The following is a 17,924-nucleotide window of genomic DNA, read 5'->3' on the forward strand; positions in this document are numbered from 1 at the left end:
GATGTCCCGGCGCACCCGCCGCCCGAGTCGCGGGTGCGCCGGAACTGACGTACAGGAACCCGTGTGAGTCAGGAGAGACGAATGGCTGCCGACGAACCGCCCGACGAGTCGACGAGCAGGGTCGATTACCGACAGGTATCCCTCGTCGTCCTCGCGGCGGCCGCGCTCGTCCTCGGAGCGTTTTTCGCGCCGGCTGCCGGCGGCGTTGGACTGTCGCTTCCGGACGCGAATCCGCCGCCTGAAGCCCAAGAGAGCGCGGACGGCGACGCGTTCGACTGGTTCGACCTGTTCGACTGGATCGAGTGGATCTGGGAACCGTCGGACCCCCCCGAGGTGGACACCGCGTGCACTGTTTGGCTGAACGACGATCCGACACCCGGCCGAGAGGTGACGGCGACGATCCACTACGAGGGAGAGCCGCTGGCCGACGCGCCGGTGTGGTTCGACGACCGTCGGATCGGCCAAACCGACGAGTCGGGACGGGTAACGGGCGAAGTGCCCTACGTCCGGGAACTCGTCATCCAGGTCGGGACCGGAGAACAGGCCGAGTGCCGGGCCGTCGGATCGACCACGCTGTCCGGCGCAGGCGAACGCACCGAACTCCACCAGGATCTCGGTTCTCTCGGCACCTCGAGGTCGGATCCAGACCACCTCTCGACTGTGCGGGCACAGACACAGCGAGTCGAAAGCGTCCAGCAAGGCGGACAGCCACGGAACGCGACGGCGGAGTACGAAATCGACGGGGACGTCCGAATCGGCGTCCGCGGCGAGCCGTACCCGGACGAAACCCTCACCGTCGTCGCCGAAATCGACGGTGTACCGATGCGGTCGGCCGACGTCACGGTCGACGAAACGACGGTCGGCGAAACCGACGACGACGGCACAGCCGCGGTGACGGTTCCCGACGACGGCAGCGACCGGATCGAGATCGGTGTCGCCCGCGGCGAGTTCGACGGGACGACGTCGGTCGACGTTCTGTTGCTCGAGACGACGCTCGAACCGGATGGAATCGCACCGGTTCCCGGAAGCGACGGTGCGGTTCTGGCCGAAACCGCCGACGAACCGGTCGATGGCGCGTCGGTGGCCGTCGACGGCGAACCTCGCGGAACGACCGGTCCGGACGGAACGATGGCGCTCGAACTCCCGCGCGATCCGACGACGCCGGTGACGGTCACCACGGACGATCAGACCGCTACAACCTCGCTGTTCGCCGTCTACTGGTGGCAGACGCTGCTGTTCGGATCCCTCGTCGGTGGCTTCACCGCCGTTGGCTACGGCGTCCGCGGCGTGCGCGGCGGGGCGACCGTTCTCGGGGCGGCGACGGCGCTCGCCGCGGGACTCGTCGTCGAAGCGTTCTACGGGCCACTCGCCGGACTCGGGACGCTCGCGATCGTCCTCTCGTTCGGTGTCGGCGTTGCTGCGGTACGGAGCGATCGAACCGTGACCGTCCGAACACCTTCTATCCGGGTCCGGAACGCGCTCGGACGGCTCCTCGAGTGGATTATCGCCCGGACGCTCGGCATCGTTTCCCTGCTCGAGGCGGGGCTCGATCGGGTTCGGTCGTGGGTCGGTGCGCTCCGTCGTTGGATCGCTTCGATACCGCGGTCGGTGACCGGGATCGCTCTCGCCGTCGCGGGCTGGCTGGCGTCGGTTCCGGGGCGCATCCTCGGCGCTCTCGCCCGTCTTCTGCGCGGAACGTCCCGCGCGGTCGGCCGGCTCTGGCCGCCGCGAGTGCGAACGGTCGTGGGGGGTCTGGGAGCGACACTGATCGTCGCCGTCACCTACGTCGAGTTCGGTCGCCGAGAGGCGGCGGTCGTCGCGGCTACTCTCGCCGCGGCAGGACTCGTCTTGCGCTGGTTCGGCCGTAGTGAAACCGGATCGGCAGAGTCGGTCGACTCCGAGCCGCCGAGAGCAACGAGTCCCACCACAGGGACGACCGACGAGAACCACGATCGGCCGTTTCGCGAGGTGTGGCGGTCGTTCGCTCGATCCGTCGCGCCACGAAAGTGGCGAACGCGGACGCCGGGCGAGATCGAGCGTCGGGCGCTCGAGCAGGGGTATCCACCCGACCCCGTCGCGGAACTGACGACGCTCTTCCGGGACGTCGAGTACGGTGGGCGTCCTCGGTCTCGAGCGGTCAGGGCGCGTGCAAACGACGTCTACGCCGATATCGTGGCTGACCGGGGCGACGGAGATGCCTCGACGACACGCGAGAGACGCGACGAAGCGGAACACGCGACCCCTTCCCCCGGGCAGACTCGATCGATCGAGTCCGATCGCCGGTCGACGGAGGTGGAGACGTGACGTCCGTTCGTCGACTCGCCGTCGTCCTGACGGGGCTCTTTTTCGTGGGCTTCGGAACGCTTCTCGGGGCTGTCAGTCGCTCACCGAGTGACGATTCGGTACACGTGGCGGTCGCCGCCGTAATCGTCCTGGTGGGACTACTCGTCGTGATCGTGAAGGTCTGGGGGACACCCGAGGTCGCTGGTGACGGGCCGGCGGTCCCGTGGGGGGAAACGGACACCTTCGCGGCCCCCGCACCGGAACGAACCAACCGCGACCCGCCACTGTCGAGTGACGAACTCGTGGCCGTGATCGACGATGCCGGCGCGGCGGCGCGCTCGGCTGGGACCGTCGAGGACGGCATCGACGTCGCGCGACCGGTACTTCGCGGGGCGCTGATCGACGCGTTGATTCAGGGTGGGATGGCGCGAGCGGACGCGGAGGCGACCCTCGCGGACGGGTCGTGGACGGACGACGACGTCGCCGCGAGCGTCCTCGAGGCCGACCTGACCGGTCCGGACCGACCGTTTCGGGACCGGCTGACCGCGTGGCTGTTTCCAGAGCGGGTGGTCCGACGCCGGATCGGTCGAGCGACGGGGGCGGTCGCGGCGGCCGCCGACGAGGCGTTGCCGACGGTTCCCGGCCAGACAGCGCCGCGAACCGTTCCCGTCGTCAAACCCCGCCTCGAGGAGCTGACCCGCGGCGCGGACGGGCGACTCGAGCGGGCGGCCGACCCGGATGCGATCGCCCGCGGACCACGGCCGCCACGGCTTCGACTCGGCGACGACGGAGCGAGTACCAGCGGTAAGAAAGCAAACGGGTCCACGAGCGGCGACGCCACCACGGCCGACGCACCGCCGACCGGAGCCGATACCGACCCGTCCACGTCCGGAGATTCGGCTGGTCGACGCGAGGTGGACGGTTCGTGACGACCCGCCAACGGCGGTGGCGCGGAGCCGTCGCCGCGGGAATCGCCCTCGCAGCCGTCGGCATCGCAACCGGGAACGGCGTCCTGTTGCTCGGCGCGGTCGTCCCACTGGTGTACGTGGCCTACGGCGCGGTCTCACACGTCGCGGTGCCGGCCGACCTCACCGCCCGGAGAACCGTGTCGCCGTCGCCCGCGCCGCCCGGCCGGACGGTCACCGTCTCCCTCGAGGTCGTCAACGACTCCGACCGGACGCTTCCGGACGTTCGCGTCGCCGACGCCGTTCCGGCCGAACTCGGCGTCGTCGAGGGATCGCCACGCGGCGCGGCGACGCTCGAGCCGGGGGACCGCCTCACAGTGGAGTACGCGATGATCGCCCGCCGCGGCGAGTACGCGTTTGATCCACCACAGGTCAGGGTTCGCGGACTCGGTGCGGCCTCCGTGGCGACGACGAGGCCCGATACCGACGGCGATCGAACGCTCGCCTGCCGGCTCGACGCCGACGCGCCGCCGCTCGAGCGTCTCGGAACCGAACGGATTGGGCAGTTGACGACAGACAGGCCGGGAGAAGGGCTCACCTTTCACTCGACGCGGGAGTACCGTCCGGACGATCCCGCAGAGCGGATCGACTGGCGTCACTACGCCAAACGCGGGACGCTCGCGACGGTCAACTACGAACGCCGGGTCGCCGCGACCGTCGTCCTGGTCCTCGACGCCCGAGAACCGAACCGGGTCGTCGCCGGTCCCGGCCGGCCGACCGCCGTGGAACTGTCGGCGTACGCGGCCACGCGATCGCTCTCGGACCTGCTCGGCCACGGCCACGACGTCGGCGTCGCCGTCGTCGGTCTCGACGGTCCCGGGCCGGCGGGACTGCACTGGCTCGAGCCGGGGACCGGAGCCGAACAGCGAACCCGCGGGCTCTCGACCTTCCGGGCGGCGACGGCCGACGACGGGTCTGAAGGCGAGAGCGGTGGGTCCCCGGGGCGGGAGTCGATCCGGACCTCGAACTGGAGTCGATCGGATCGATCGGCCGAGGCCGGACCGCCGGACGTGGACGAACAGATCCGAAAACTGATCGAACTCGCACCGTCCGGAGCCCAGCTCGCGCTGTTCTCGCCGGCACTCGACGACGGACCGGTTCGAGCGGTCGAAACCTGGCGGGGGGCCGGTCTCCCGGTTTCGCTCCTCTCGCCGGACGTGATCCCGGCGAACACCACAAGCGGGCAGTACGCACAGACGCGCCGGCGGACGCGGCTGGCTCGCTGTCAGGCCGTCGGGGCGCGCACCGTCGACTGGCGTCGGGGAACGCCGCTTGCGCTCGTCGTCGAGTACGCCTTCAGCGCGGACGCACGTCTCTCGAGCGCTCGCCTGTCTTCCGGGAGAGGGTCGGGGGCCGGTAGAACCGCCGAGAGAAACGGCGACAGCGTCGACGAGGGGACAGCCGCGGACAGCGCCTCGGGCGGTGATCGGACGCGAACGGCGGAATCGGAACGGATGGCAAACCGGGAAGCGGAGACGACGACCCGGGCGGAGGAACGGGCGTCGACGGGGGGTGAGGAGTAGATGTCCCTCGCCGGCCCGCGTCTCGATCGCCCGTCTGCAATCGGGGACGAGGGGCGGCCGCGTGCGGCAAGTCTCTGGATCGCTACGCTCGTGGTGCTCGCGCTCACCGTGGGGGCCGGCGTCGCGGTCGGCGAACCGTCGCTGGTCACGCTCCTCGCGACCGTCGTTGGGCTAACTGTGGCGGGGTTCGCCCTGACCGATCGGACCGGGTTCGTCGAACTGTTCGTCGGATACGGACTGATCGTGTCGTTCGGTCCCGCGTTCGCGTTGATCGTCCTGTTTGCGCCGGTCGTCGGACCTGCGGGAATCGCCGTCTCGGGGCTGACGATCTCCCTGTTCGGGATCGCGATGGCGTGGGCCGACGTCGGGGGTGACGAGACGATTCAGGCCGTCGGTGGCTGTGCGCTGACGTACGGCTCGTTCCTGTTCTCGTCCGCTCTCGTGGCGATCTGTGCCGGACTCGTCGTGTTCGGTTCGGTGGTACTCCTCGGCGTGATCGAGACGTCGACGGCGGCCGGTTCGCTCGCCGGGTTCGCGTTCGTCGCGATCGTCACCAGTCTCTGTCTGGTCGTCGCGCTGTGGGCGCTTCCGATTCGACAATTCACAGCCAGATCTCGTCGCGACCGCGTCGAACGGCGGCTCGAGCGTGCGCGCAAAGGGCTGGTGTTCGCGATTATGGCCGCGTTCGGCCTGGGAGCGGTCGCGGTCGTCCTGCTCGTCGTTCCCGCCGTCGAAGGGACGGGCGGCACGAACTTCCTCGAGACGATCTTTCTCGGGCTTACCTCGCCGGTGGTCGTCCTGCCGTTCGTGGCAATCGGGCTCGCCAGCATCGCTGCGAGCGTCCTCACGGTGGGTCTGCGTCTGCTCACCCGGCGGTTCGAGACGGACACGAGTCGCTGGATCGCCGCGATCGCCGTCGGTGTCGCGATCGTCGCGCTCGGGACCACCGCAGCGATACTCGCCGCCGTTGCGATCGCCGTCGTGAATCCGACCGTCGCGGTGTCGCTTACGTCGCTCGGTCTGATGGCGTTCGTCTTTTTCGCTGTCGGGCCGCCCGTGTTCTTGCTCGTCGGGTTCGCCGTGTTCGTCGCCGTCGTCGCCGGTGTGGTTCCCGACCGAGCCGGTGGCCCGGCGCTCGCCGCGGTGGGACTCGTTCTCGCCGCGGTCGGGCTGGCCTGGGTACACCCGATCCCCGTCTTCGCCTGTCTGGCCGGAGCGGCCGTGGTCTGGGACGTCTCGACGTACGGTCTCGGCCTTACGGCGGAGCTCGGACACCTCCCGGACAGCCGCCGACTCGAGTTGTTCCACGGCGTGCTCTCCGTCGCGGTCGCGATCGGGGCCGTACTCGTGGCGGTCGCGCTGGAACTGGTTCGAACGAGCGTCTTCGGCGGGTTCGGCGGAACTGGTGCGCTCCTCGCGATCGGCATCGGCGCGGTGATTCTCCTGTTTCCGCTTCGCGGATAGACACAGTCGGTGGTTCGTACGGATCGGTGTCACTGTGTACCGGTGACCGCGGGACTGCTTCCGGTCACACCGGTACTGGCTTACGGTAAACCGTATCAGTCCACGCCGGCGCGTCCGAAACTGGCAACGGACCGAGAATTCATGTCCGTCTAGCTCGACACTCGAGTATGAACGAGACGAACGTGACGCCAGACGAGGCCGCGACGGCCGTCCGCACGATTCTCGAGCGCATCGAAGAGGCCGCCGTCGTCGACCGTCGAGTCCTCCACGCCATGCTCGCCGCCGTCCTCGCCCGCGGACACGTCCTGCTCGAGGACGTGCCGGGGACGGGGAAAACGGTCACCGCGCGGGTGATCGCCGAGGCGATGGGCCTCGAGTTCACCCGGATTCAGTTCACGCCGGATCTGTTGCCCTCGGACGTGACCGGATCGACCGTCTACGACGAACACGCCGGCGAGTTCGAGTTCGCGAAGGGGCCAGTGTTCGCGAACGTCGTGCTGGCCGACGAGATCAACCGCGCGCCGCCGAAGACCCAGGCCGCGCTGCTCGAGGCGATGGAGGAGCGACAGGTTAGCGTCGACGGAACGACCCACGACCTCCCGAGGCCGTTCGTCGTCATCGCGACTCAGAATCCGATCGAACAGGAGGGGACGTTCCGACTGCCCGAAGCACAGCGAGACCGCTTCAGCGTCAAGACTTCCTTTGGCTATCCCGACGTCGACGGCGAGATGGGATTACTCGAGCGCAGAGCGAACCGCCGAACGCTGTCGCCGAGCGTCGACCCGGCCGTCACGCCGGACTCCGTGCGCGTCCTCCAGATGCTGACCGAAACGGTCGCCGTCGACGAGAAAGTTCGCCGCTACATCGTCGAACTCGCGCGGGAGACCAGACGCGACGGGCGGGCGGAAATCGGCGTCTCCCCGCGGGGCGTCCAGCGGGTGTTCGAAGCGGCTCGAGCGGCCGCGACCATCGACGGGCGGTCGTACGTCACGCCCGACGACGTCAAACGGCTCGCACAGCCGACGATGGCCCACCACATCGTCCTGACGACCGAGGCGACCGTCGAGGGGATCGAGGGACGCGACGTCGTTCGCGACGCCCTCGAGACGGTCGACGTGCCCGGCGTCGCGCCGAACTCCGACGAATCGGACGGAACGAACGAGTCGGCAGACGCCGACGGATCGTCGGTCGAGACGGAGGAAGTCTCCGAACCACTGCCTGAGGCCGAGGAGACGGCGCTCGAGAATCCTGCGGACGACGGGGTCTGACGACCGTCCGATTGCGCTGTCGGCAATGACGGACGACTCCGGTGTACGCTGCCGGCAACGACGGACGACGCCCCGAGAGGCGGCAGTCGGGGAGGAAACAGTCGAGTCCTCGAGCGCTTGCACTCGCCCGGCCCAGGTTGATGGACGCGTTCGATGTAGGGCATGTGATGGCAGTCCAACGGATCGAACACGCGGACGATCACGTTCGGGAGTGTATCGACAACTGCCTCGAGGCGGCCCAGGTCTGTGAGTGGTGTGCCGACGCCTGCCTCGACGAGGGCGAAGAGATGGCCCGGTGCATCCGTCTCTGTCGGGACGTCGCCGATATCACGACGATACACGCCCGCTGGATGGCACGGAATTCGGGCTATCACCGCGAACTCGCGGCCGTCTGTGCGGACCTCTGTGAGGAGTGTGCCGAGGAGTGTGAGCAACACGATCACGATCACTGTCAAGCCTGTGCGGAGATTCTGCCCGAGTGCGCCGAGAGCTGTCGAGAGATGGCGTCGGCCTGAGCTATCCCCCGAAATCAGTACTCATGTCGAAATCGTTGCCGGGGACCGCCGAGCGAGTGCCCGAGAGCACCCACGAGGCGGTCAACGAACGTATCGTGCGCGAGATCGGCGACCGAGTGCAGTACTACGCCGAACGGCGCGCGCTCGAGGCCATCCGGAACTCACAGTGATCGTCTCGTCGCAAAACGGCGACCGTTCGTGGAAACGTTTTCTTCCAGGACATCCGTACCGACACCTATGGAGTTCGAACTCGAGCGAGTCGGCGTCCACGAATCGGTCGACACGGTTTTCCCGGCGACGGAACTGTCCGCGTACCTCTCCGTCCTCCCCGCCGACGTCGACGTGATCGGCGACGACGATATCGCCGCCCGTGACGCTGTCATCACCCTCGACCACCGCGACGCATTCCTCGAGGTCGAGTGGGTTCACTCGATTCAATCGGGTGTGGACCGCTTTCCGTTCGACGAGTTCGATGCGAACGACGTAATTCTCACCAACAGCGCGGGAATCCACGGCCGGACGGTCGGCGAGACCGTCGCCGGCTACCTGCTCGCGTTCTCGCGGCGGCTCCACGAGTACGTCACGAACGGGACCGATCGCCGGTGGGAGAAACCGGGCTGGGACGACGCCTTTACGCTTCCCGGCACGAGCGCGTGCGTCCTCGGCACCGGCACGCTCGGGGGCGGCGTCGCCGACGTCCTCGGCGCGCTCGGCGTTCGCGTAACGGGAGTCCGACGATCCGCCGACCCCGTCCCCGGCTTCGAAGAGGTTTTCGCGACCGAGGACCTCCTCGAGGCCGTCGCCGACGCCGACTTCGTGGTCGTGACGCTGCCGCTGACCAACGAGACGGACGGACTCGTCGACGCCGACGTCTTCGACGCGATGGACGCGGAGGCGTACCTCGTCAACGTCGGCCGCGGCCAGGTCGTCGATCAGGACGCGTTGGTCGACGCCCTCGAGACGGGATCGATCGCGGGCGCTGCACTCGACGTCTTCGAAACCGAACCGCTGTCGCCGGAGTCGCCGCTGTGGGAGATAGACGACGTGATCGTCACCCCTCACTGTGCGGCCTTCACCGAGGACTACTTTCGGGACGTCGGCGACCTCGTCCGCGAGAACGTCGACCGACTCGAGGCCGGCGAGGCGTTTCACAATCGGGTCGTGTGACCGTGGGTCACGAGCACGAATCGATCGGTACGGACGACGTTCGGATCCGCGAAGCGACGGCGACCGACGCCGTCGGTATCGAAGACGTCCACGCGGCGTCGATTCGCGAACTCGGCAGCGACGCGTACGACGACCGGCAGGTCGAGGCCTGGCTCTCACACGTTCACTCGGAACGCTACCCCGTCGGCGAGTCGGGATTTCGGGTCGTCGTCGCAGACTACGGCGGGTCGATCGTCGGCTTCGGCCTGCTCGAGTTCGATCCGGCCGATCTCGACGAGTCGACGGCCGAGATCGGTGCCGTCTACGTCCACCCCGACGACGCACGCGAGGGCGTCGGCAGCGCGATTCTTGGAGACCTCGAGTCGGCCGCGCGTGACAGGGGGGTCGAGGCGCTCGAACTGACGGCTTCACGAAACGCGATCGCCTTCTACGAACGGCACGGATACGAGGGCCACGACGCGGCTTCCCTCGAGATGCAAGAGGGCGTCACGCTCGAGTGTCAGCGGATGCGAAAGCGATCGACGCCGTCCTGAGCGGATGGCGATCCCAGTGTCAGTTTCCCATCGGGTGGCTGATACGGTTTACTGTACGTCAGTACTGGAGCGACCGCGGGACGGCACCCGGCCGGTCCGGTACACAGTGACAGCAATCCGTACGAGAGTCACTCCTGGTGGCGAACGCGGACCATTCCCTCGGAGGTAACGCCGACGATCAGCGGCGTCGCGACCTCTCGGCCCGAGACGGCCGCTCCCGCGGCGTCGCTGACGACTTTCATCAGGTCGGGTGCGGTGTAGTCGACCTTGACGCCGGCTTCGTCACAGGCCTCGTAGACGAGTTCGGGAACGTCGTAGAGGTCGGTCCCCCGCGGAACGCGAACGCGAACCGGAGCGCGCAACGCCTCCGCGAACGCGACCGTCTCGCGGGCCTTCTCGACGTTTTCGCGAGCGCTCGACTCGACGGACGAGACGTTCGCTCGAGACGTTCCCAGCTCCTCGGCGATCTTCGCCTGCGAGATTCCGCGTTCGCGCAACGCGAGAACCTGCGCCTGTCGGTACGTCAGCACGCTCGTCGCTGGATCGAAGCCGATCTCTTCGAGCAGCTCCTCGGTCGCGTCCATCACGACGATCGCCTCCGTGGCAACTCGAGCCGACGGACCCGGGCTCGCATGTTCATATATCAACTCATCGGCGGCGGGATCAAAGCTTCCCCGGTCCGTTTGGCGGGACGACTTCGGCAATCCCCCACCGATCGGCCCGAGTTTCGCTCGTCGGTCGGCTGATCCCGGCGTCGATCGGCCGGATTCCCGCTTCGCACCGAACCTCGAGGGCAGGTCGCGGGCAACAGTCCGCATCAGTGGCTACTATACGCTTCCGGCCTAATTGGCGGTATGGATCGAAAGGAGTTTCGCGACCTCGTTTCCCCCGAGCGAGCGCGCGAAGCGATCGCGTCGCTGTCGCTCGAGGGTGGAATCGATCGCGTCCCGCTCGAGGAGGCCCGCGGCCGGGTACTCGTGGCGCGTCTCGACGCCGAACTCGACGTTCCGGGCTTCGACCGGGCCAGTCTCGACGGCTACGCGCTCCGGGCGCGAGACACGTTCGGAGCCGACGAGGCCGACCCCGCACGACTCGCGGTCGTCGGCGAGGTTCACGCCGGCGAGGAACCCGACGTCGAACTCGAGCGCGGCGAGGCCGTCGAGATTTCGACCGGCGCGGTGATGCCGGACGGGACGGACGCGATGGTTCCGGTCGAACGAACCGATACCGACGGCGACGACGTGCTGGTTCGAACGAGCGTCGCCCCCGGCGACAACGTCATGTTCGCCGGTGCTGACGTCGCTGCGGGCGAGCGTGCGCTCGGCCCCGGAACGCAGATCACCCCCCGCGAAATTGGACTCCTCTCGGCGCTCGGTGTCGAGGAGGTACCCGTCCGGAGCCGGCCTCGAGTCGGCATCGTCTCGACGGGCGACGAACTCGTCCGGCCGGGCGAGGACCTCGCGAGCGAGCGCGGCGAGATCTACGACGTCAACAGCTACACGATCGCCGCGGGCGTCGAGGACGCCGGCGGCGAAGCGGTCCTCTATCCCCACGCCGGCGACGACCGCGAGGAGATGGAGCGGGTGCTTCGAGCGGCCGCCGACGAGTGCGATCTCGTGCTCTCTTCGGGCTCGACGAGTGCGAGCGCGGTCGACGTCATCTACCGGGTGATCGAAGAGCGCGGTGAGTTGTTGCTCCACGGCGTCCGCGTTAAGCCGGGCAAGCCGATGCTCGTCGGTCGACTGGACGAGTCGGCGTACGTCGGCCTCCCCGGCTATCCCGTGTCGGCGATGATGGTATTTCGAACGTTCGTCGCGCCCGCGATACGCGAAGCCGCGGGGCGTTCCGAACCCGAATCGGCGACCGTCACCGGCCGGATGGCCAGACAGGAGCGATACGACGAGGGACGGCTTCGACTCATGCCCGTCGGCCTCGTCGAGAGCGGACCGTCCTCGACGGGGGCGAACGAACCCGTAGAGAGCGCCGGAGCCGAACCGCTCGTCTATCCCGTCGACAAGGGAAGCGGCGCGACGACCAGCCTCGCCGAAGCCGACGGCGTCGTCGCCGTCGATCCCGAAACGGACTACCTCGACGAGGGCGAGTCCGTGACCGTCCAGTTGTTCTCGCCGGACGTCAGGCCGCCGACGCTGTTCGGCGTCGGCGAGGACGACCCGACGCTGAATCGGCTCCTCGACCGCCTCGAGCACCCGCGATATCTCTCGGTGGGATCGCGACCCGCGCTCCGGCGGTTTCGCGACGGCGTTCCGGACGTCGCGGCCGTGGCCGGTCCGATCGACCGGGAGATCGACGCGGCGGAACTCGGCGGCTGGGAGCGCGAGTGGGGGTTGATCGTTCGGCCCGGAAATCCCGACAAAGTCGAGGAACTCGCCGACCTGATCGACCGCGACTTGCGCTTTGTCAATCGAACGACCGACTCCGGCCTGCGGACGACCCTCGAGCGATCGCTGGCCGAACTGGCGGACGAACGCGGGGAGAGTCGAACCGATCTCACCGACGCGATCGACGGCTTCGACCTCGACCTCAGAGCCCACGAGAGCCCCGCGCGAAGGGTTATCTCCGGCGACGCCGACGTCGGGATCGGACTCGCCGAGACGGCCGACCGACTCGAACTCGAGTTCGTCCCGCTCGGCGATCAGCCGGTCCGGATCCTCGCAAACCCGGATCGAACCGAAAAAGCCGGCGTGCGGGAGCTTTCGAGCGTCCTCGAGGGCGAGGGGCTCGACTGACGCGCGCCAGCACGCCGGCCAGTTCGACTACCTCACCGACATGGCTGGCCAGTTCGACTGTGGATACGTGTGCGAGTTGGTCGAACGCCGGCTCGAGGCATGACGGACGCTGGCTCGAAACGAGAGGGATACCGCTTCGAGACGCGACGGACGCCGGCTCGAGACACGACAGATGCCGCTTCGAGACGCGGCGGGTTCGATCACCGAAACCACCGGTTCGAACGAAATACCAACGGACGGGACGGTCAGCCGTGGCTGAACAGCGATTTTTACGTCACCGTGATGTACGTGGTGTGATGTCGACGATAGCCGAACTCCGGTTTCCAGTTCCGGACACGACACTCGAGACGGCCTTCGAGTACGCCCCAGATGCGACGTTCGAACTCGAGTCGTCGGTGTCGAAGACCCGGCCCTGTCTCTGGGTGTCGGGTGTCGACTGCGAACTGGCCGAGGCGGCGTTCGACACGGATCCTTCGGTCGAGAACTACGATCTGCTCGTCGAGACCCAGTCTCGGCTGCTGTTCGACGTAAGTTTCGCGGATGGGACGGGAATCGATAGCCTGTGCGACCCGCTGCTTGCGGACGGCGGATCGTTGCTCGAGGCGTGGGCGACCGACGGCTGGTGGCAAGTGCGACTCCGGTTTCCGGACCGAGACGCGCTGTGTGACGCCTACGACCGGCTGATCGAGCAGGGGATCAGCGCCGACCTCAGACGCGTTACCGACGTAACCGAGGCGACCGAACCCGACACCCGATTGACACCCGAACAGCGAGAGGCTCTCGAGGCAGCCCTCGAGTACGGCTACTTCGAGATTCCGCGCCGCATCTCGATGGAGGAACTGGCCGCCGAACTCGACATCTCCCACCAGGCGCTCTCCGAGCGATTCAGACGTGCCTATGAGACGCTCGTCGACGAGGAACTTCAGCCGGCAGGCGAGCGATCGGCCGCGAAGTGACGCCGGGGGCGACCGGTTAGCCGATCAGGTACCGGTTAGGCGATTAGTTGCCGGTTAGCCGATCAGGTACCGGTTAGGCGATCAGGCACCGATTAGCGGTACTCCCGAACGAATTCCTCGAGCCGTGACTCGACGCCCTCGAGGTCGCGGTACTCGATCACCTCGAACGCGTCGTTGCCGCGGATCATCGCCGACAGCTCGTGCGCCGAATCGGGTCGGTACAGACAGCACACCGGTTTCCCGGTTTCGGCGGCCCTGCCGAGTTCGTAGCCGACGCCGAGACTCGGCGTGGTGACTTCCGCGACGACGATATCGGCCCCTCGGAGCCACTCGACGTCCTGATCGTGGATTTCGCCGTCGGTGATCCCCGCCGCAGCCTCCGTTTGCTCGACGTTCTCCGTTCCGACGTGTTCGGTGAGGACGGTGCCGTGGCGCTCGAGGTGCTCGATGAGGTCGGCGTACAGGTCGCGGTCGTCTCGACCGCCGCGGATCGAGCCGCTGAAGAAGATATTCACGTTCGCCATCGAGATACCAGTCCGGTATTAGTATTACGAACGTCGGCGATCGACGGGGCTATCGACCGGTTTCGAGTCGTTCGTTAGGCGGCCTCGAGCATTGTCAGTCGACCTCGAGTCGCTCCCCGAGTTTCGGTGCGGAAGCGTCGTACCCCTCGGCGCGCAGCGTCTCGGCGAACGCCTCGCATCGGTCGCCGTGATCGACGAGTATCGTGGACTCACGGTAGGCCTCGAGAAACTCGAGCAGACCCGTCCGGTCCGCGTGCGCGGAGAAGTCGAACTGCTCGACGCGGGCGCTGACGCGCATCATCCGGCCGTCGATCTCCGCGCTACCGGTGTCTATGAGGTCCCGGCCGGGCGTCCCCTCGACCTGGTAACCGGTCATCGCGATCGTGTTGGCGGGGTGGTCGCTGACCGCGGGGACGTAGGTCATCGCGGGCCCGCCGTGGAGCATTCCGCTCGTGGTGACGATGACGGTGTTCTGTTCGGCGATGCGTTCGCGCTGGCCATCGCGGCCGTCGACGAAGCGGGCGTTGCCCTTCGCCCGCCGGAGGAGGTCGGGATCGCGCAGGAACTCCCGGTTTTCCTCGCGCAAGAGGAGTTCCGCGACGCGGGTACCCATCCCGTCGACGTAGCACTCGAGGTCGTGGCGCTCGCAGATGCACAGCACCTCCTGGGTGCGCCCGATGGCGAACGCGGGGACGACGACGGTGCCACCCTCCCAGATCGTCCCCTCGAGCAGGTCGACGAACGCGCGTTCGATCTCCGGGCGGGGCTCGCGCGTCGTGTCGGCGTAGGTGCTCTCGCAGATCACGACGTCGGCGTCGGGTCTGGCGGTCGTCCCCGACAGCAGGCGCTGGTCCTCGGTGTGAAAGTCGCCGGTGTAGAGCAGTCGGGTGTCGCCGTCGTCGATCAGAACGTGGGCGCTGCCGGGGACGTGGCCCGCGTCGAAAAAGGTGATCTCGTAGCCCGCGGCCTCGAACGGCTCGCGGTAGCCGTGGGTCTCGGAGACCTGGGTCAGCCGGGCGAGTTCGGCCTCCGTGAACGGGCAGTCGTAGGTCCCGCCGTGGAGTTTCAGCGTGTCTCGAGCCAGCAGCATCGTGAGATCGCGGGTGGGCGGCGTCCAGTGAACCGGCGGACGGGCGTCGCCCGACAGGAGCGAGGGGATCGAGCCGACGTGATCGAGGTGGCCGTGGCTCACCACGACCGCCTCGGGGTCGACGTCCTCGATCGGAAACGACGGCGGGTTACCGGAGTCCATCCCGAAATCGAGCAAGAGTCGGTCGTCGACGACGATCGCGCTCCGACCGATCTCTCGAGCGCCGCCGAGAAACCGAATATCCATTACTCGAGGGTAGTCGGTCCTGTCGTTTGACAACGTCGATCGTCTGGCGCTCGAGGAGGAAGGTTGTCGACTGGCGCTCGAGGGGAGAGGCTTCCTTCGGAGCAGGGGGTCCCCGTTAGACGTCCAGCGGCGGCCACCGGGAGAGGCGTGGCCGGTTATCGTCCCACGTCACCACCTCGAGGATCGACGGGACGAGCGAGAGTCGCTGCTCGAGGACGTTCACCGGATGGCTGTCGTGGAACACGGCCGGTTCGCGAGTGATCGTCTCGTCTCTGTAGTCCAGTTGAAAGTGACACTCCCCGAGGTCGGGATGCGTGCCGTCCTGGTGCCACCCGAACGAGTAGTTCCGCTCGCCGTCGATCCACTGAATCTCGTAGTGATCGTAGTCGGCGTCTTCCGGGACGTCGAACGCGACGCGAAGGTCGACCGTCTCCGGCGGGTGGGGCTCGCCGAGCAGGACCTCGGGATCGATCGTGGCGCGGACCTCGTGTCGCCGGATGGAACTCGGGACGTACCGGACGTCACGACACTCGCCCTGATTGGCCAGCCACGTCCGAATCTCGCCGTGGGCGGCGTGCTGGTCGAGCAAACTCCGGTGGGCGAGAAAGACGAATGGCGAAACCATCGGTCACTGTGCCATCTCGCCCGTCCGAGGGCCGGACTCGCCGTCAGTGACGCTCTCGAGGTCGTCGTACAGCGAGAGCGCGTGGTCGATCAGCCGTTTCGTCTCCCGGGCGCGTTCCCACCGGCGGACGACCGCGTTTCGCTCGCGAATCTCGTCGCTCGAGCGGTTCGCGTCGGTCACGGACGCTTCGAGGTCATCCACGGAGTCGACATCGTAGGCGTCCTGCCACGCTTCAATTTGCTCCTGGACGTCCGCCACTTCGGCCCGGAGTTCCTCTTTGGTGTGCTCCGCCGTGAGTTCCTCGACGCGATCGAGATAGCGCCGACGGTAGTTGGGGCCGTATCGATATTGCGTCTCGCTCCCACCGTCGTCTTCGACGCGGGTTAGCTGTCCGTACTCGAGGAGTCGCTCGAGTTCGTCTTTCGTGGTATCCCACGAGGCGACGTCGGCTTCGTTCCTGATCCAGTTGACCGTCCGGGGGCGGGTGAGCGAGAGCGCGATCTTTCGAACGCGTTCTCTGGTCGTGAGTCTGTCAGTCCACGATTCCACGTTGTTTCACCTACGGCGGAGTACGTGTGTAGTTCTATTATAATTTGGGTCCGTTCAGGATATAGTGGTTTGTTTAAATAGTGGTGTTGTTGGGTGGGGTTGGAGCTCGAGGAGAATTCACGGCTGATATCGATCCAATAGCAGGGAGTCAGTGAACCAAACAGATGAGAATCGATAGCCAGACGCCTTCGTCAGCGATCTCCGTCGATCACCTCGACCTCGAGCGGCCCGGTTTCGGTCACAACCTCGTACCCCTCGTACTCGAACCGAACCATCATATCGGCGTCGGGCTCGAGCAGCGAGACGAGCGCCTCGGTGTCGACAGTCTCGTACAGCGGCGGGAGCGCCGTCCCGTGACGGCCCTCACGGGCCGCGACACGAGCGAATGCCGTCGCGAGTGCGGGATGCATCCTGATCGCTCTCGAATTCGATGATCGTCGCCTCGAATGCGGATTCGCAGTCGGGACAGGCGATCGTGCCGTCAGTGATTGCCGTTCGGACGTCGGTTCCACAGTCGCAGTGTATCGTGAGTCGTGTCATGTCGTAGCTCCGTCTCGAGACCCGACGTAGCGGAGCACGACCCGGCCGAAGACCAGCTATATACGACACTGGCTCGATGGAGCCAGGGCGTCAGACTGGTTCGGCGACACGTCGGCAGGTCTTTATTTCGCCGCCGACAATCGTGAGTTGCCTCCGCTACGCGGAGGTCGCGACGAGCCGGAGTTTCTGGTTGGAGCCACTGACTCCGGCTCTGCGCACTTTACGTGCGCGACTATTGCTTATTCAACCAAGGTAAAGAACGTTAGGATACTGATCGTTGGTGTGTTGGTCACTCGCGGTGAACGTGTTCGATAAACCGCCTGCAAACTCCATTCAGGGTCTGCTAGTCGAGTGAGTCGGGTCCTGTGACACTGTCGACTGCCTCATGATCGTCTCTCTTCTTGACCGTCTCTGCCATCGATACTACGACGAAAGCCCTCGCCGCGCTCGCGCCCGCTGTGACGGATATCCTCCCTGCGGTCGGATAGGGCCGCCACAGCGACCGCGACCCCGCCTCGCCCTTTCAGACCGCCAGGTACCGCACAGCGGCCTGCCCTTCCCCGGGTCCCGCGGCTCTCGCAGCGCTCGAGCCGCGCTCCCGGCCACGTGGCGCGCGCTGACGACGCGCTCGAGCATCGTGAGGGCCTGTGGGTGGGGCTGAAAGGGGCCGGTGCGCTCGAGGAAGGCAGGCGAAGTACGGACCGCAGCCGACTGCAAGGAGGCGAGGACCATGGTTCGAAAGACGCTTTGCGTCTTTCGTCATCACGAGAGAGCGTAATGATCAAGATAACTTTTGCAAATATGGACTGAGGAACTGGTCGATCCAGGACTTGGCGAATCCAAGTCGATCGGTGAGGGTGTTGAAGAGACGGCGAGCGAGAGTGCGGAACGCGCTCTCGCTCGCCACGACGATTGGCGAGGCATTGCGT

Annotated in this window: 19 protein-coding genes and 1 pseudogene; 12 read left to right on the forward strand and 8 right to left on the reverse strand. The window is 66.9% G+C overall.

Annotated elements, in window-relative coordinates; genetic code table 11:
* Nucleotides 1–81 precede the first annotated feature (81 nt).
* From EA473_RS17500 to EA473_RS17535, 9 genes are all read left to right on the forward strand, one after another.
* The gene (locus EA473_RS17500) at nucleotides 82–2,304 is read left to right on the forward strand and encodes a DUF4129 domain-containing protein (RefSeq protein WP_124196938.1); all 2,223 of its coding nucleotides are present in this window, start codon (nucleotides 82–84) and stop codon (nucleotides 2,302–2,304) included.
* On the forward strand, nucleotides 2,301–3,212 hold the full coding sequence (locus EA473_RS17505; RefSeq protein WP_124196939.1) for a DUF7269 family protein: 912 nt from the start codon (nucleotides 2,301–2,303) through the stop codon (nucleotides 3,210–3,212). Before EA473_RS17500 ends, EA473_RS17505 begins: the two co-directional genes overlap by 4 nt.
* Nucleotides 3,209–4,771, forward strand: a complete 1,563-nt coding sequence (locus EA473_RS17510; RefSeq protein ID WP_124196940.1) for a DUF58 domain-containing protein — start codon at nucleotides 3,209–3,211, stop codon at nucleotides 4,769–4,771. The genes EA473_RS17505 and EA473_RS17510 overlap by 4 nt, the downstream gene beginning before the upstream one ends.
* On the forward strand, nucleotides 4,772–6,235 hold the full coding sequence (locus EA473_RS17515; RefSeq protein WP_124196941.1) for a DUF7519 family protein: 1,464 nt from the start codon (nucleotides 4,772–4,774) through the stop codon (nucleotides 6,233–6,235).
* A gap of 167 nt (nucleotides 6,236–6,402) precedes the next feature.
* On the forward strand, nucleotides 6,403–7,503 hold the full coding sequence (locus EA473_RS17520; RefSeq protein WP_124196942.1) for an AAA family ATPase: 1,101 nt from the start codon (nucleotides 6,403–6,405) through the stop codon (nucleotides 7,501–7,503).
* Nucleotides 7,504–7,670: 167 nt separating this feature from the next.
* The gene (locus EA473_RS17525; RefSeq protein ID WP_124196943.1) at nucleotides 7,671–8,018 is read left to right on the forward strand and encodes a four-helix bundle copper-binding protein; all 348 of its coding nucleotides are present in this window, start codon (nucleotides 7,671–7,673) and stop codon (nucleotides 8,016–8,018) included.
* 23 nt (nucleotides 8,019–8,041) lie between these two features.
* Nucleotides 8,042–8,188, forward strand: coding sequence for a hypothetical protein (locus tag EA473_RS22395; protein WP_165875312.1), 147 nt, complete (start codon nucleotides 8,042–8,044; stop codon nucleotides 8,186–8,188).
* Nucleotides 8,189–8,255: 67 nt separating this feature from the next.
* Nucleotides 8,256–9,185 carry a D-2-hydroxyacid dehydrogenase gene (gene ddh, locus EA473_RS17530; protein WP_124196944.1) on the forward strand — a complete coding sequence of 310 codons (930 nt, stop codon included), beginning with the start codon at nucleotides 8,256–8,258 and terminating at the stop codon, nucleotides 9,183–9,185.
* 2 nt (nucleotides 9,186–9,187) lie between these two features.
* Entirely contained in the window at nucleotides 9,188–9,718 is a 531-nt protein-coding gene (locus EA473_RS17535; RefSeq protein WP_243645294.1) for a GNAT family N-acetyltransferase, read from the forward strand.
* Between the two features lie 128 nt (nucleotides 9,719–9,846).
* Here the strand turns inward: EA473_RS17535 and EA473_RS17540 are convergent, their stop codons facing one another.
* Nucleotides 9,847–10,305 carry a Tfx family DNA-binding protein gene (locus tag EA473_RS17540; protein ID WP_124196955.1) on the reverse strand — a complete coding sequence of 153 codons (459 nt, stop codon included), beginning with the start codon at nucleotides 10,303–10,305 and terminating at the stop codon, nucleotides 9,847–9,849.
* Between the two features lie 267 nt (nucleotides 10,306–10,572).
* Here EA473_RS17540 and EA473_RS17545 point away from each other — a divergent pair, with 267 nt between their 5' ends.
* From EA473_RS17545 to EA473_RS17555, 3 genes are all read left to right on the forward strand, one after another.
* Nucleotides 10,573–12,465: a molybdopterin biosynthesis protein gene (locus EA473_RS17545; protein ID WP_124196945.1), complete on the forward strand. Its 1,893-nt coding sequence runs from the start codon at nucleotides 10,573–10,575 to the stop codon at nucleotides 12,463–12,465.
* 99 nt (nucleotides 12,466–12,564) lie between these two features.
* Nucleotides 12,565–12,762 carry a hypothetical protein gene (locus EA473_RS17550; RefSeq protein ID WP_124196946.1) on the forward strand — a complete coding sequence of 66 codons (198 nt, stop codon included), beginning with the start codon at nucleotides 12,565–12,567 and terminating at the stop codon, nucleotides 12,760–12,762.
* Nucleotides 12,762–13,421, forward strand: coding sequence for a helix-turn-helix domain-containing protein (locus EA473_RS17555; RefSeq protein WP_124196947.1), 660 nt, complete (start codon nucleotides 12,762–12,764; stop codon nucleotides 13,419–13,421). The genes EA473_RS17550 and EA473_RS17555 overlap by 1 nt, the downstream gene beginning before the upstream one ends.
* Nucleotides 13,422–13,513: 92 nt before the next feature.
* Here EA473_RS17555 and EA473_RS17560 read toward each other — a convergent pair whose 3' ends face one another.
* From EA473_RS17560 to EA473_RS17585, 7 genes and pseudogenes are all read right to left on the reverse strand, one after another.
* A complete protein-coding gene (locus EA473_RS17560; protein ID WP_124196956.1) occupies nucleotides 13,514–13,936 on the reverse strand; it encodes a nucleoside 2-deoxyribosyltransferase in 423 nt (140 codons plus the stop codon).
* Between the two features lie 103 nt (nucleotides 13,937–14,039).
* The gene (locus tag EA473_RS17565; protein WP_124196948.1) at nucleotides 14,040–15,281 is read right to left on the reverse strand and encodes an MBL fold metallo-hydrolase; all 1,242 of its coding nucleotides are present in this window, start codon (nucleotides 15,279–15,281) and stop codon (nucleotides 14,040–14,042) included.
* Nucleotides 15,282–15,396: 115 nt separating this feature from the next.
* Complete coding sequence (locus EA473_RS17570) at nucleotides 15,397–15,906, reverse strand: hypothetical protein (protein ID WP_124196949.1); 510 nt, start codon at nucleotides 15,904–15,906, stop codon at nucleotides 15,397–15,399.
* 3 nt (nucleotides 15,907–15,909) lie between these two features.
* On the reverse strand, nucleotides 15,910–16,455 hold the full coding sequence (locus EA473_RS17575; protein ID WP_124196950.1) for a DUF7342 family protein: 546 nt from the start codon (nucleotides 16,453–16,455) through the stop codon (nucleotides 15,910–15,912).
* A gap of 191 nt (nucleotides 16,456–16,646) precedes the next feature.
* On the reverse strand, nucleotides 16,647–16,865 hold the full coding sequence (locus EA473_RS17580) for a HalOD1 output domain-containing protein (RefSeq protein ID WP_124196951.1): 219 nt from the start codon (nucleotides 16,863–16,865) through the stop codon (nucleotides 16,647–16,649).
* Nucleotides 16,819–16,995: a hypothetical protein gene (locus tag EA473_RS22400; RefSeq protein WP_165875317.1), complete on the reverse strand. Its 177-nt coding sequence runs from the start codon at nucleotides 16,993–16,995 to the stop codon at nucleotides 16,819–16,821. Before EA473_RS22400 ends, EA473_RS17580 begins: the two co-directional genes overlap by 47 nt.
* Before the next feature lie 781 nt (nucleotides 16,996–17,776).
* Nucleotides 17,777–17,924, reverse strand: a pseudogene (locus tag EA473_RS17585) (IS630 family transposase); the annotation flags it as partial.

Source organism: Natrarchaeobius chitinivorans, from assembly GCF_003841505.1.
Classification (GTDB): Archaea; Halobacteriota; Halobacteria; order Halobacteriales; family Natrialbaceae; genus Natrarchaeobius; species Natrarchaeobius chitinivorans.

What these genes read in the sequence shown, in the direction of transcription:
- EA473_RS17500 (WP_124196938.1), top strand. Translation starts at nt 82, where the DNA reads ATGGCTGCCGACGAACCGCCCGACGAGTCGACGAGCAGGGTCGATTAC.
- EA473_RS17515 (WP_124196941.1), top strand. Translation starts at nt 4,772, where the DNA reads ATGTCCCTCGCCGGCCCGCGTCTCGATCGCCCGTCTGCAATCGGGGAC.
- EA473_RS17520 (WP_124196942.1), top strand. Translation starts at nt 6,403, where the DNA reads ATGAACGAGACGAACGTGACGCCAGACGAGGCCGCGACGGCCGTCCGC.
- EA473_RS17525 (WP_124196943.1), top strand. Translation starts at nt 7,671, where the DNA reads ATGGCAGTCCAACGGATCGAACACGCGGACGATCACGTTCGGGAGTGT.
- EA473_RS22395 (WP_165875312.1), top strand. Translation starts at nt 8,042, where the DNA reads ATGTCGAAATCGTTGCCGGGGACCGCCGAGCGAGTGCCCGAGAGCACC.
- ddh (WP_124196944.1), top strand. Translation starts at nt 8,256, where the DNA reads ATGGAGTTCGAACTCGAGCGAGTCGGCGTCCACGAATCGGTCGACACG.
- EA473_RS17545 (WP_124196945.1), top strand. Translation starts at nt 10,573, where the DNA reads ATGGATCGAAAGGAGTTTCGCGACCTCGTTTCCCCCGAGCGAGCGCGC.
- EA473_RS17550 (WP_124196946.1), top strand. Translation starts at nt 12,565, where the DNA reads ATGACGGACGCTGGCTCGAAACGAGAGGGATACCGCTTCGAGACGCGA.
- EA473_RS17555 (WP_124196947.1), top strand. Translation starts at nt 12,762, where the DNA reads ATGTCGACGATAGCCGAACTCCGGTTTCCAGTTCCGGACACGACACTC.
- EA473_RS17565 (WP_124196948.1), bottom strand. Translation starts at nt 15,281, where the DNA reads ATGGATATTCGGTTTCTCGGCGGCGCTCGAGAGATCGGTCGGAGCGCG.
- EA473_RS17570 (WP_124196949.1), bottom strand. Translation starts at nt 15,906, where the DNA reads ATGGTTTCGCCATTCGTCTTTCTCGCCCACCGGAGTTTGCTCGACCAG.
- EA473_RS17580 (WP_124196951.1), bottom strand. Translation starts at nt 16,865, where the DNA reads ATGCATCCCGCACTCGCGACGGCATTCGCTCGTGTCGCGGCCCGTGAG.
- EA473_RS22400 (WP_165875317.1), bottom strand. Translation starts at nt 16,995, where the DNA reads ATGACACGACTCACGATACACTGCGACTGTGGAACCGACGTCCGAACG.